The 13576-nt window shown below is 64.2% G+C and carries 9 protein-coding genes; all 9 read right to left on the bottom strand.

Features of this window, described 5'->3' with window-relative positions:
* Nucleotides 1–438 (bottom strand): hypothetical protein, encoded by a 438-nt coding sequence (locus tag DESUT3_RS00485; protein ID WP_221250511.1) that lies wholly within the window; start codon nucleotides 436–438, stop codon nucleotides 1–3.
* A 214-nt stretch (nucleotides 439–652) separates the two neighbouring features.
* Nucleotides 653–2725, bottom strand: a complete 2073-nt coding sequence (locus tag DESUT3_RS00480) for a type VI secretion system Vgr family protein (protein ID WP_221250510.1) — start codon at nucleotides 2723–2725, stop codon at nucleotides 653–655.
* A 55-nt stretch (nucleotides 2726–2780) separates the two neighbouring features.
* Nucleotides 2781–3446 (bottom strand): ankyrin repeat domain-containing protein, encoded by a 666-nt coding sequence (locus DESUT3_RS00475; RefSeq protein WP_221250509.1) that lies wholly within the window; start codon nucleotides 3444–3446, stop codon nucleotides 2781–2783.
* Between the two features lie 82 nt (nucleotides 3447–3528).
* Nucleotides 3529–6777 carry a type VI secretion system tip protein TssI/VgrG gene (gene tssI / locus DESUT3_RS00470; protein WP_221250508.1) on the bottom strand — a complete coding sequence of 1083 codons (3249 nt, stop codon included), beginning with the start codon at nucleotides 6775–6777 and terminating at the stop codon, nucleotides 3529–3531.
* 28 nt (nucleotides 6778–6805) lie between these two features.
* The gene (gene tssH / locus DESUT3_RS00465; RefSeq protein ID WP_221250507.1) at nucleotides 6806–9535 is read right to left on the bottom strand and encodes a type VI secretion system ATPase TssH; all 2730 of its coding nucleotides are present in this window, start codon (nucleotides 9533–9535) and stop codon (nucleotides 6806–6808) included.
* 113 nt (nucleotides 9536–9648) lie between these two features.
* Complete coding sequence (tssG, locus tag DESUT3_RS00460) at nucleotides 9649–10674, bottom strand: type VI secretion system baseplate subunit TssG (protein WP_221250506.1); 1026 nt, start codon at nucleotides 10672–10674, stop codon at nucleotides 9649–9651.
* Nucleotides 10638–12371: a type VI secretion system baseplate subunit TssF gene (gene tssF / locus DESUT3_RS00455; RefSeq protein WP_221250505.1), complete on the bottom strand. Its 1734-nt coding sequence runs from the start codon at nucleotides 12369–12371 to the stop codon at nucleotides 10638–10640. Before tssF ends, tssG begins: the two co-directional genes overlap by 37 nt.
* A complete protein-coding gene (gene tssE, locus DESUT3_RS00450) occupies nucleotides 12364–12777 on the bottom strand; it encodes a type VI secretion system baseplate subunit TssE (protein ID WP_221250504.1) in 414 nt (137 codons plus the stop codon). Before tssE ends, tssF begins: the two co-directional genes overlap by 8 nt.
* A gap of 184 nt (nucleotides 12778–12961) precedes the next feature.
* Nucleotides 12962–13447: an Hcp family type VI secretion system effector gene (locus DESUT3_RS00445; RefSeq protein ID WP_221250503.1), complete on the bottom strand. Its 486-nt coding sequence runs from the start codon at nucleotides 13445–13447 to the stop codon at nucleotides 12962–12964.
* Nucleotides 13448–13576: the final 129 nt, after the last annotated feature.

Genomic DNA, 13576 nt, shown 5'->3' with positions numbered 1-13576 from the left:
TCAGTTCAGCTCGATGACGGCGCCCTGCAGGCGCATCCTGCCGGCGGCGACGCTGTAGATCTCCCTGCCGTCCACCCAGATACGCCCGTCGGGGGTCAACTCGATGCGGCTCTCGCCGCACTGCAGGCGGATCCCTTTTTCCGCATCGAGCACCAGCTGCCCTTCCTCGTCCTCGATCCGCGGCCCGGGCTGCTCCCCCCTGGCCCTGAGGCGCGCCATGACGATGGGCCCGGCGCCGGTGAGCATCACCGCCACCCGGTCGCCCGCCTTGAGGGGCGGTACCTCGCTGAAATGGCCGCTTACAGCCACAGGTTCAATGCTGCCGGGCAGGCCGGTGACACTGACGGCTTCCCCCCCTTTCACTTCGACCACAGTGGCGATGCAGTTCTGTTCGGGCGCCGGGAGCGCTCCTCGATAGATGCTGGTAACGTTGCTCATAGATTTTTCCGTTTTCCTATGGGAATAAGCTTCCCCGGACAATCGAACCAAAGACTTCAATTAGCCACGGATAAGATCGGATAAACTCTGATAGGTCAAAGGCATAGCTTATTGAGGGCATAACCTTCCGGCTATTCAACCAGAATTTTTTTAGCCTTAAAATCCGATTTGATCAGATTTGATCCGTGGCCAGATGCTTTACGGTTTCCACAACCTAATTGTTCCCCATGCTGCCACCCTTGATGGTGATGGTGGTGGCGTTGATCTGCAGTTTCGGTGCCTCCAGGGCCAGGTCGCCGCCGGAGCTAATCTCGATCGCGCCGCTTCCCTGCCCGATGTGCAGGGTGCCGCCTCCCTGCCCGGCGACGGTGATGGCCCCCGCCGCCTGCATGCTGATTTCGCCCTGGCCGACGAGAATCTCCAGGTTCTCGCCGTTCACCGCCGCCGACAGGGAATCTCCCACCTCGGCCTGCAGGTCGGCGCCGGCGCTCATCTCCAGGTTGGCGGTCTCGGCCTGCATCAGGATGTGTTCGCCGGCACGCATACGCAGGTCGGTTGCGGCCTTGGCCTCGATGGACCCCTTTCGGGTCAGCAGCCGCTGGGCCTTTTCCACCGTCACCAGGTGATCGTTGCCGGCCTCCAGGGTTTGGGTGTCGCCGGATTCGATCAGCAGGGTCTTGCCTGCCAGCACCTCCATCTCGCCTTCCTCGGTGGCCAGGCGCAGCAGGTGCCCCTCGCCGTGGGCATCGAGGGAGAGGATGTTCTTGCGCTCCTTGGTGAACAGCTCGACTTTCTCCCCCCCCTTGCGGTCGTCCAGAAGCAGTTCGTTGCCTCCCCGGGTGCGCAGGATGTTCTGGCTGGGATTGGAGCTGTTCACGGTCGCGGGGGTGTCCGGGTTGGAGAGCACCCCGAGGATGACCGGGCGATCCAGGTCGCCGTTGATGCAGCTCAAGGCCACCTCGGTGCCGGCGTGCAGCGGGTGGTGCCAGCCGTAGTTGTTGCCGCCGTAGGGCTGCAGCAGCCTGACCGGATGGCTGGCCTCGGCCGCCGGGGTATGGGCGCGGTCAAAGTCTACCCGCACCCGGTAACGACCCTGCTCGTCGAGGTGGGCGTACTCGCCACCGCTCGACTCGATGCGGGCGGTGAAGGTGCCATGCACCCGGCGCGGCGCGGGCAGCGGCCTGCGAAAGGGGATCCCCGCGCGGATCAGCAGCATCTTGTTGCGGTAGCTCATCCCCTTGGCCTGCCCGCCGAAGGCGAAACCGGTCCCCTGGTCCCCCTGGTGCTCGACCTCGATGATCAGGTACTCGCCGTTGCAGGCCGGTTCGGGATAGCCGCACAGGGTAATTTTTTTCCCCGGCGCCACGCCCCGGCAGTCCGATTCGGCGACGAAGGTTTCGCGCTGCCAGTCGTTGGCCTGCTGGCGGATGCGGGCGATCCGCTCCCCCTCCTCCATGCTCTTGACGTTCTCGCCGTGACGATCCTCCGCGCCCTTGCCTCGGGCATCGCTGCCGCCGTGGGCATCCAGAATCTCTGCGGGCCGACGGTAGTTGTAGTCGCGCAGATTCACTTCGCCGGCCAGCAGCCTGGCCCGCGGCCGGAATGCGAAGATCGTCTCCAGGCTGCGCACCGCACCGGTCTGCTCCTGATAGAGCAACTCCCCGCCCCCCCTCAGGCTGGGCAGCGCCTCGACGCTGTCGTGAAAAATGACCTTGGCGCATTCCCGGGAGGATTCGAAGCGGAAGAAGATCCCCTCGGCATCGATCAACCGGCGCAGAAAGTCGTAGTCGCTTTCGTCGTATTGGACGGTGTATTCGCGCTGCCGGTAGGTGCCTTTCAGGGATTGTGCAAACCCGGCGGCTGGCATGCCGACACCGAGCAGCACCTCATCGATGATCTGCGGAGTCGATTTGTTGAGGAACACCCGATTGCTGCGCGAGGGTTTCAGGGGAAAAAGGGGAGAGGCCAGGTTCGCCAAGTACTCATACCCGCCGCCGGGCAGCGCCCCGGCCAGGCTGAACTCGCTGACCACGCCGTGGACGAATACCGGTTCCCCGCCCCAATCCAGCTCCAGCACCGCGCTTCGACCGACGCAGTGGCCGGGATCCAGCGGCACCTCGGCCTGCAAAACCACCTGAAACAGGTAGTCCTCGGAGAGGGCGTGCTCCTGTCCCGTGAAACTCTTGACGGAGAACGTCTCGTCCGGCACCCCCTGCACGCGGAAGGCGAACTGGCTGCGGTTGGCCGAATTGAAGAAAATATTTGAATTCCCCAAAAAGGAGTTCATATATGAACCATGCTTGAATTTCGATGTCCTATATTTCTCTGTATGTCGCAACCAGCTATTTTGACTCCGCAGGATGCGGAACAGGGAATTTTACCCCTCGCTCTTCAAGCATTTTGATTACTTTTTCGCGCCATTTATAATGGGGAAGACTCGGGTCAACACGGCTTTTCTGGACCCGCCAGGCTAATGTGGCACCAGTAGCATTCGCCTTTTTGTAATCAGCCCCTCGCTCTAGTAAGTAGGCAACAATTTCAAATTGGTTTAGAGTGGCTGCCTTCAGAATGGGGGTAGCACCCATTCTGTCCGTAGCATTGATATCCGCACCGAAATCAAGCAGCGTTTTGACATTTGCAAGACGTCGCGGCCCAACCGCAATAAACAGTGCTGGCTCTCCTAAACGATTTTTTACATCAGGATCTCCCCCGCCTTCCAATAACACTTTCATCAACTCAGTGTCTTTGGCGGCAGCGACCATAGACATCGGCGAATCCCCTGTTGAATCGGTTAAATTCGGGTCGGCTCCGACAGCAAGAAGGGCCTTCATGGCTTTTTTGTTTTGCTGCCCCAATTCCCACATGAGCACTGTCATCCCCTCGTTGCCAAAGGTATTCGGATCAACACCCTCATCTACGAGTTTTTTAAGCTTGGTAACATCCCCTTTTTCGGCAACTTTAATCATCAGCAGGACTTGCGGGTCGTTGAAAAAATCTTCTACACGCATTTTATTTACTCCATATCCGTCGTCACAACCGAACAACACCATTATCATGATCGCTAATAATTGAGCAAACCACTTGAAACAATTAAGTTGATTTGAGGGCCATCTCAATCGCATTTTTATCATCCGTTTTCTGTTTTTCGATTCCATTAATGACATTTTCCATGCCGTGACGAGTGACCGGGCCGGCCTTAAATATTGACTGCGACTGTCCATTCTCATCAACCGCCGGAAGTTCATGTGTTTCTCCCACGGCATCGTAAACCCAAACAGGCTGCAAGTTAAGAGACTTCGCTCCTGTGGCGGCCTTGTAGAGACTCACGGGATTGGCTTGGCGGAGATAACGAACACCTGTTCCCAGAGGAGTTGCGAAAGCATTGACTAGCGGGCTTTGGGCAGAGGTAAGGACCTCGCCTCTGACTTGGTAGGTATCGATTAATTTTTCTCCTGCTGAACGTGTCAGCCCATAATCTTTTATAGTATTTGGATGCAGGCCGGCGGCGTTGAAACTGAATCCCTTTGCCCCTGTGACAATACTGGCGGCAGAGGTCAGGCCACCGCCCAAGGAATGCCCAGAGATTTCAAAACCGTTCGGATAAGCATTTTCAATGTCTGATGCAAGCATTATAGACCGCTCATATTGCACTGACTCAAAACCAAGGCCCTGCGCGAGGTTGTTTTTCCACCCAGCCTTGTCGGCGGTACCCCGAAAAGCAAGAACCTTACTCCCGTCAATATCGGATTCGTAAAAGGCGGCCCGGAACCCCGAATCGGGATCCTCCCAAACCGCATCTTTTAACGACTCCGGCAAATCATCGGGGTTGTTGCTAGAGCGTTTCCATCCAATTGGTGGCTCCTTCTCGCCTGGCGCGTTGTACACGTCATCGGCGAGTCTGGCACGCTCCACGGCGCGGTTGTTAAGGTCCAGCCTGTCAGTTGCAGCCTGAAGTTTTTCTTTGTCCTTCCCGGATAGGTTTTTGGTTTTTTCCCGGCCTTTTTGTATCAACGCTTGTCGCTCCGCCAAACGTTGCTTTTTGGCCTCCAGTTCCTGCGCCCGAGATGAAAATGATGCAGGGCCAGAAATACCACTCGGCTCTCCGACGGCCATTCTGCCGAAATCGTTTTTTGCCCCCTGGCCTGGGCTATTACTTCCATCTGGCCCTGGATTTGCGTTTTGGAAAATCTGCCCTTCACTCGGGTTGACGTTAGAACTTACCGCGGTCAAAGCACCAGTGGTTTGAACACCGGCAAACCCACCGCCCCCACCCTGCGCATTCTGCGAACCCTGAATATTCACGCTCTGCCCGTTGATCTCCACGGTATGCGAATCGATGGTGATGGCGCCGTCGGGGGCGATTTCGAGTTCGCCGCCGGACTGGCCGATCAGGATGGCGCCGCCGCCCTGGCCGTTGACGCTGATGGCGCCGGAGGCCTGGATGCTCAGGTTGCCACTTTGCACCTGCAGAGAGAGGTTTTGGTTGCGCACCTCGACGGACATCCCCTCGGCGACTTCCATCACCAGGTTTCTGCCGGCGGTCAGCTCGATGTTCTCGGCCTCGGCCTGGAGCCGGATATTCTCTTTGGCCTTGTGGCGGATGTCGGTGGCGGACTGCAGTTCGATCTGCTGGTTCTTGGTCGCCAGCCGCTGGCTGTTCTCCACGCTGATCTGGTGGTCGCCACCGCTTTGCAGCCGGTGGCTGTCGCCGGATTCGAGCAGCAGGGTCTTGGCCGCCTGCACCTCCATCTCGCCCTCCTCGCTGGCCAGGCGCAGGCGGTGGCCGGCCCGGTCGGCGTCCAGGGAGAGGATGTTTTGGCGCTCGCGGGTGAACAGCTCGATCTTCTCCGCCCCCTTGCGGTCGTCCATTAGCAGTTCGTTTCCGCCCCAGGTGCGCAGGATGTTCTGGCTGGGGTTGGCGCTGGTGACCGGGGTGGGGGTGTCGGGGTTGGGGAGCGCGCCAAGGATCACCGGCCGGTCGAGGTCGCCGTTGACGCAGGCCACGGCCACCTCGGTGCCGGCGTGCAGCGGGCAGTGCTGGCCGTAATTTTCCCCGCTGTATGGCTGCAGCAGGCGCAGGGGATGGCTGGCCTCGCCGGCGGGGGTGGCGGCGCGGTCGAACCCGAGGCGCACGCGGTAGCGCCCCTGCTCGTCCAGGTAGGCGTAGTCGCCCCCCGGCGATTCAATGCGGGCGGTGAAAACCCCGTGCATGGGGCGCTTTTCGGCCGGCGGCTTGCGGAAGGGGACGCCGGCAGGAATCAGCAGCATCTTGTTGCGGTAGCTCATCCCCTGGGCGCGCCGGCCGTAGGCGAAGCCGGCCTTCTGGTCCCCTTGGTGCTCGACCTCGATGACCGTGAACTCGCCGTTGCAGGTGGGGTCGGGATGGCCGGTGATGGCGAGCTTATGCCCCGGCGCGACGCCCCGGCAGTCCGACTCGGCGGTCAGGACCTCGCGCTGCCAGTCGCAGGCCTGCTGGCGGATGCGGGCCGCTCCCTGCCCTTCTTGCAGGCTCTTGAAGTTCTCCCCGAAGCGGTAGCCGCGGCCGTGGCCGCTCGTGCTGCCGCTGGCGTGGGCCTCGAGGCCCACCTCGGGGGTGCGGTAGTTGTAGTCGCGCAGCTGCACCTCGCCGGTGAGCAGTTTGGCCCGGGGATGCAGGGCGAAGACGGTCTCGCGGCCGCGCACGCTGCCGGTCTGCACCTGGTAGAGCAGGGGTCCGCCGGACAGCTCCGGCAGCTGCTCTACGCCGTCGTGAAAAATGACCTTGGCGCGTTCCCGGGTTGATTCGAAGCGGAGGAAAATCCCCTCGGCATCGATCAGCCGGCGCAGGAAGTCGAAATCGCTCTCCCCGTACTGCACCGTGAACTCGCGCAGGGGATAATCATTTTCAAGGCTCAGGCTGAAGTCGGCGGCGGCCAGGCCGGCGCCGGTGAGCACCCCCTGGACGATCTCGGGGACGCTGCGCCCGAGAAAGACCCGGTTGCGCCGCGATAGCTTCAGAGGATAAAGGGGCGAGGAGAGACCGGCGACGTACTCGTAGCCGCCGGCGGTTGTGGCCCCGGTCAGGCTGAACTCGCTGAGCAGCCCGTGGATGAGAACCGCCTCCCCGCCGCGCTGGATCTCAAGCACCGCCCCGGCACCGACGACCTCTCCCGGCGGCACCAGCGTCTCGGCCTCGACCACCACCGAGAACAGGTAGTCCTCCGAGAGGCCATGGCTGTTCCCGGTGAAGCCTTGCAGGGCAAAGGCGTCTTCGGCCAGCCCCTGGACCCGCAGGGCAAACTGGCTAAGGTGGGCGGCGAGGCCGAAGGCTCCGCTCGGGTTGGCAGAAAGGTCGGTCATAGATTACCAGCGGCTTGCGTGAAGCGTTTCAGCGGCTTTCGGAACTTTCGACCGCCGCTTTCTCCTCGGGCTCGGCGGCACGGTCGGCGAACAGGCAGGTAAGTTCGCCCTGTTCGTCGACCTCCAGGGAGAGAATGTCCGGCATGTCGTCTTCGATCATGAAGCCCAGCAGGCTGCGGGCCACGCCGGGCAGCAGTTGCTGCTCGATCAGGGCGTTGATGAAGCGGGCCCCGGTCTCCGGCTGGCGCGAGGCGTCGGCCAGCTGGGCGATCACCTGCGGCGCGCAGCGCAGCTCCATGCCGTGGGCGGCGTGCAGGCGCTGAGCGACCTGGTCGAGCTTGAGGGCGGCAATCGCCTGCAGGGCTTCGCCGTCAAGGGGCAGGTAGGGGACGACCTGCATCCGCCCGAGCAGGGCCGGGGCGAAGTGGCGCAGCAGCGCCGGCTGGATCGCCTCGCGCAGGGCGGCGAGGGTCGGGGGCTGCCAGCTGCCCTCCCCTTCCTGCGGGCCCTCCGGCTCGGCCGGCGGGGTGGCCAGCTCGGCGATTGCCTCGGCGCCCAGGTTGCTGGTCATGAGAATGACCGTGTTCTTGAAATCGATCTCGCGCCCCTCGCCGTCGCGCATGAAGCCGCGGTCAAAGACCTGGTAGAAGAGGTTCATGACGTCGGGGTGAGCTTTTTCCACCTCGTCGAGCAGGATCACCGAATAGGGACGCTGGCGCACCGCCTCCGTGAGTACGCCCCCTTCGCCGTAGCCCACGTAGCCGGGGGGCGATCCCTTGAGCTGGGAGACGGTGTGGGCCTCCTGGTATTCGCTCATGTTGATGGTGACCAGAAAGCGCTCGCCGCCGAAAAGCTGGTCGGCGATGGCCAGGGCGGTCTCGGTCTTGCCCACCCCGCTGGGCCCGGCCAGCAGAAACACCCCCAGCGGCGCGTCGGGGTTGCGCAGGCCGGCCTTGGCGCTGCGGATCGCCCGGCCGATGGCGGCGATGGCCGCCTGCTGACCGACAACCCGGCAGCCGACCAGGTCCTCGAATTCGAGCAGGGCCGCGGCGGTGTCCTTGACCATTTTGCCTACCGGCACCCCGGTCCAGTCGGAGACCACCTCGGCGATGGCGGCGGCGTTGACCTCGGCCTGGACCAGCGGCTGCTCTCCCTGCATTTCCCTGAGCTGCTGGCGCAGCGGATCGCTCCCCTTTTTCAGGGCGACCACTTTCTTGGTATTGCCGGCCGCATCTGGGTCGGGTGTTTTCGAGCCCTTGCTGCGGATGCGGGCCACCAGAGCGGTTTCCGCCTGCCAGCGCTGCTCGGCATCCGCAAGCCGTTCGCGGGTGGCGGCCAACTCCTGCTCGAGGACCGCCTGCAGCCTGCCATCGACGGGCAGCCCCTCGCCAGCCTCTTCGCCCAGATGGGCCAGGCGCCGCTCCAGGTAGGCGATGTGTTCGCGATCGGCCTCGATCCCCGCCGGCACCGCGGCCTGGCCCATGCGGACGCGGGCGGCGGCGGTGTCGAGCAGGTCGATGGCCTTGTCGGGCAGGTAGCGGCCGTTGATGTAGCGGCTCGATAACTTCACCGCCGCCTCGATGGCGCCATCGGTGATAAGGATGCCATGGTGCTTCTGGTAGAGGCCCTTGAGGCCGCCGAGCATGACCATGGCCCCCTGCTCCGAAGGCTCATCGACCTTGACCAGCTGGAAACGCCGCTCGAGCGCCGCGTCGCGCTCGAAGTATTTCTTGTACTCGCTCCAGGTGGTGGCGGCCACCGTGCGCAGCTCGCCGCGGGCCAGGGCCGGCTTGAGCAGGTTGGCGGCGTCGCCCATCCCCGCCTCGCCGCCGGCGCCGATCAGGGTGTGGGCCTCGTCGATGAACAGGATGATCGGGGTCGCGGAGGCCTTGACCTCGTCGATGACGTTCTTGAGGCGTTTTTCGAATTCGCCCTTGACCCCGGCGCCCGCCTGCAGCAGGCCCAGATCAAGGGTCAACAGCCGCACACCTTTGAGCGCCTCGGGGACGCTCCCCTCGGCGATGCGCAGGGCCAGCCCCTCGACCAGCGCCGTTTTGCCGACCCCCGGTTCGCCGACGATGATCGGGTTGTTCTTGCGCCGCCGGGTGAGGATGTCGACCACCTGGCGGATCTCGTCGTTGCGCCCCAGCACCGGGTCGACCCCGCCGCGGGCGGCGCGCTCGGTGATGTCGATGGTGAAGCTCGCCAGGCTCGAGCCGCCAGCACCGGAGGGAGCGGCGCCGCCGACCGGCGCTGCGGGTTTGGCGGGCGCGGATACCGCAGGGTTCTCGCTGGAACCGGCGGTCAGCGCGGCGAACTCGCGCCGCAGTTTTTCCACCGGGAGGCCATCCAGCACCGCGAAGCCGGTCCCCGGCAGCATCGGCGCCATCTCCACCAGCGCCTCGAGCAGGGCACCGGAGCGGATCTGTCCCTCGCCGCGATGCAGCGACGAAGCCATCCAGGCCCGCTCCAGCCATTGAAACAGCAGCAGGGAGAAGGCCGGCTTGCCGCCGTTGCCGGCGCGCTGCCGGGTCAGGTTGTCGAGCAGCCCCTGCCAGAGGGCGTCGAGGTCGATGCCCAACTGGTGCAGCAGCCGGTCGAAGTCGCCGCCGCCGCTCTCCAGCAGCTTGAGCGCCACGTGCTCGACGGTCACCTCGTAATGGCCGCGGGCGGCGGCAAAGGCGGCGCCGGCCTCCAGGGCCATGACGCAGTGTCCGTTAAGGCGGTCGAGCAGGGTGCGGATGTGTCGTTGGTCCATAATCATTGCTCTTTTATTGTTTTACATAATTAAGCCCCCTCTCCCCGGGGGGGGAGAGGGGACGCTTGCCATGGGCCGCGCCTTTGAAACTCGTTGCCTGGGATTAACACCCCTCAGGCCACCCGCGACAGCCCAGCCCGGTTCGTTTCGGGCCTGCGGAGTGAGGTGCTCGGCTTGAAGCTGCTGCCGGGCAGGTGGATCTTGTTCACCGCCGCCCCAGGGACGCCGAGGCAGGCGGTCCAGCCGAGGATCGCCTCCTGGCCGCCCAGGCGCAGGCCGTTTCCGGCGCCGGCCTGAATCAGCAGCTCGACATCGAACAGCAGGGTCGGGTCGAGATACTGGCGGATCAGCTCGCCGAGCTCGGCGGCCCGCTGTTGCCCCGGCAGCAGCTCCGCGGCCTTTTCCAACGACACCGGCCCGACCACCACGGCGATTTTGCGGCTGAGGTCGAGAACCCGCTCGCCCAGAAGGCTGTTCTCGCCGAGCACCAGCGGCTCCCCGCCTCCCAATGAGGCGGTGCTGTCCAACTCGACCCAGCAGGGAACGTGCTGCCGCACCTGCACCGGACACTGCAGAAACTCGCCGAGCAGCCCGGCCAGGCCGGCGGCATTCTTCACCCGGCTCCCCAGCAGCCCGGCGTAGGCCGGCTCTTCACCTGCGTCGGACAGGTTCGCCTGACCACTGAGCGCCGCCAGGTAGCTCTGGTACAGGGTGCTCTGGCCGTCGCCGCTGACCGGCAGGTGGAACTTTTTCCAGGCCAGGTAGAGCAGTTCGTAGAGCCGGCGGTTGAACACGTCGAGAAACGCCCGCAGCACCTGGCCCGCCTCGTCCTCGGCGGCTACCGCCTCGATGAAATAATGGGGCAGGGGGGCATCCACCCCGTAGAGCCCCATGAAATTGAGCTCGAAATTGATCCGCCCCTGCTCGTCGACGAAGCTGCGGCGGATGTCGGCGGCCGGAAAACACGTCTCCGGCGCCGGGCGCATCCGGATCGGCCCCTGCAGACCGCGGGGGCCGCGGCGTTCACCACCGCTGCAGACCTCGACCAGGCGCACTGCCTGGTAAAAGTCGTAAGCGGCGGGATGCTCCAGCAGGTCGCGGATCAGAGCGGGAAATTTTCCCCAGGCAGCGGTTCCCATTTCAGTTCCCGGTTGGAGGGGTGCAGCAGAATTCGGGTCTGCACCACGGCGTTGACCGAGGCGTACATGCTCAGGAAGCGGTGCAGCACCGTCCCGAAAAGGTGGCAGTCGGCCGTCGACAGGTAATGGTCCTCGGCCAGGGTCAGGGTGACCTCCAGGCCGCGCAGCAGGGCGCCCTTGCGGATGCGGTTGACCGGGGCCACGGCGATCTCGCGGATGCCGTCGATGCGCCGCTGGTTCTGCCCCTGCTCGGTCCAATCATAGAGGGCCAGCAGTTGCCTGAAGGCCTCGGCCGAGGCCAGGCTGTGGTAGTTGACCGCCAGGTGCGAAACCAGGGCCAGCCGGTAGTCGCGGCGGCGCGGCGGCTGCAGGGTGCGGCTCGGCCGGGTGATGTTGCTGAACTTCACCGTCAGCGGCACCTCGGGCGCGGCCACGTGGAGGCTGCCAATCTGCAGGTGGCGGCGCGGGTAGTCGCCGTTGGTCGCGGTGATTTCGCAGGAGAGCGCCTCGCGGGCGTAGTCGATCTTGCCGCCGACCACCAGGGCCGTGGTCGGCCGCATCCCCTCGGCGTGCTGGCGCCGCACCTGGAAGAAGCGGCCGCCGGGCCCGCCATGCTTGAAGGAGGGCAGGGACGAGTAGCTGAAGCGCTTACCGCTGGCCGAACTGGTGCCGGTGACCTTATCGACGCTGTAGACCCGCACCCCCTCGCGGGCGGCGGCATCGGCCAGCACCGGGTATTCGCTGCGCTTGTGGGTCAGGTCGATGGGCTCGCTGGTGGTGCTGAACAGGTTGACCGCCGGGGCGCAGTGGAGGCGGAAATTGTCGCGGCTCAGGTTGAATTCCTTGTCGAGCAGGCAGCCCAGCTGCACCTCGAGTTCGAACTCGGCGCAGGTCTCGGGCCAGGCGATCCGCTGCAGGTTCTGCAGTTCGACAAAGAGGTATTTTTCGCGGAAGCAGAAATACTCCTGCAGCAGGTGAAAACCGTGGAAGCTGCGCCCCGAGGCCGGCACCAGCAGCTCCTCCGGGAAGAGGTGGCAGGGAGTAATCGCCGCCTGGCCGCCGAGCCGCCGGGGCGCCTGGGTCGGCTGGGCCGGAAAACGCAGGCGCACCTCGCGAACCTGGCCAACCAGGGCATGGTAGAGGCTCAACGCCACCGCGGGGTCGGCGTGCAGGTGCAGCTTGAGGCGCTCCAGCTCGAGGCTCCTGGCCTCGACCCCGGCATCGAACTGAAAGCGCAGCCGCAGCAGGGTGCCGCCGTGGCCGGCCTCCTGCGCAGTCACCGCGGCCAGCCGCAGCGGCTGCAGGGTTACCGGGCTGGTGGTGCGGAAGCGGCAGAGCACCCGCTCCTCGCCCACCGGCGGGCTGAGCAGGACCGTGCCGCGCCTCAGGGTCTGGCTCTTCTGCAGCTGCCCGGGGCGGGGTTCGAACTGGATGATCGCCGCCGAAGGGAAGGGGCGCAGAAAATGCGGCCAGAGATGGGAGAGCAGCGCCTCGGCGATCTCGGGGACATCGTCGTCGATGCGCTGCCGAACCCGGGCGGTGAGAAAAGCCATCCCCTCGAGCAGACGCTCCACGTAGGGGTCGCGGTCGCGGACCTCCTGCAGGTTGAGCATCCCGGCCTTTTCCGGATAGGCCCGGGCGAACTCCTGGGCCGCTTCCTGCAGCAGGCGCATCTCGGCGTCGAAATACTCAGGCATAAGCCGCCTCGCCGGAGAGCAGCGCGACCTGGGCGTTGCCGCCGCTGAAGAAACAGACCAGGTAGCGCAGCAGCTGCCCGCAGGCGGTGCGCCCGCTGACCTCGAACTGCAGGCGGCCGACGCCGGGGCCCGGCGCTACGGCCTGGCGGACCTGGAGCTGCCCCAGGCGCGGCTCGTACACCTCGATGCACTGGCGCAGCGCCGCCTTCAGCGGCTCCAGGGAATAGGGGAGGGCCTCGTAGAGCTTGGCCACATCGGGCATACCGTAGCCGGGCAGGTGGGCCAGGGAGCCACGCCGCGCGTTGAGCAGCCGCTGCAGGTGGTCCTGCAGGCTGAGGGAAAGCGCTCCCCGGGGATCGGCGGCGTCAGCGCGGCCGGTGAGGATGTCAAAGAGAGCAGGGGACATGGAAGATCCTGAAATATCTAGACAACCACTTGCGTTAAGGAGCTATTCGGATAAACACCCTCCCCTTCAAGGGAAGGGCTGGGGAGGGGATGGGCCCAACCAAACGCACCCCATCCCCCTCCCGACCTCCCCCTTGAAGGGGGAGGAGAATAGCTCATCAATTGCTGCTGAACAGTCAGGAAGCTCAGCGCCCCTCGGTCCAGGAGTCGGAGAACTCGATGTTGCCGTCAACGTAGCTCCAGGTGATCTTGGCGTAACGGACCGAGACCTCTTCGAGGTGCGGGTAGCGCTCCTTGTCGATGTCCTTGACGTTGTGCATGGTCGGCTTGATGGAGGTGATCTTGACCCCTTCGAGCTTGTGGCGGAAATATTCCTTCTCGGTGCCGGTGTCGTCGATCTTGTACCAGCTCAGGGTCAGTTCCTTGAGGGTCTGGCCGTTGGCGCAGGCCTTGTAGAAGTAGGGGGAGGCCGAATCGAAGGCCTTGAGGAACACCAGCGGCTCGTGTTTGCGGGTGCCGGTCAGGGCGCCGGTGTCGCCGTCGGTGGGGATGCGCAGCTCGTGCTTGAAGCCGAGCACCTCGACGCTCCCCTCCCGGTCCGAGATGGTCACCGGGCCTTCGATCTTGCTCCCCTGATCGTCCTTGATCCACATGTACGCAGGAATTGCCATTTTTTCCTCCTTTTGTTCATTTAAAGATGATGACGCACTGTGCGCCTTGAAGCTCATTTCAACTGCAACGGGCCGGAAATTGAATCCCCCCACCCCGGCCCTCCCCACCCAGGGGGCAGGGGAAAACCA

Source organism: Desulfuromonas versatilis, from assembly GCF_019704135.1.
Taxonomy (GTDB): domain Bacteria; phylum Desulfobacterota; class Desulfuromonadia; order Desulfuromonadales; family NIT-T3; genus Desulfuromonas_A; species Desulfuromonas_A versatilis.
The sequence above is the reverse complement of the archived record's forward strand: the minus strand, read 5'-3'. Positions and strand labels throughout refer to the sequence as shown.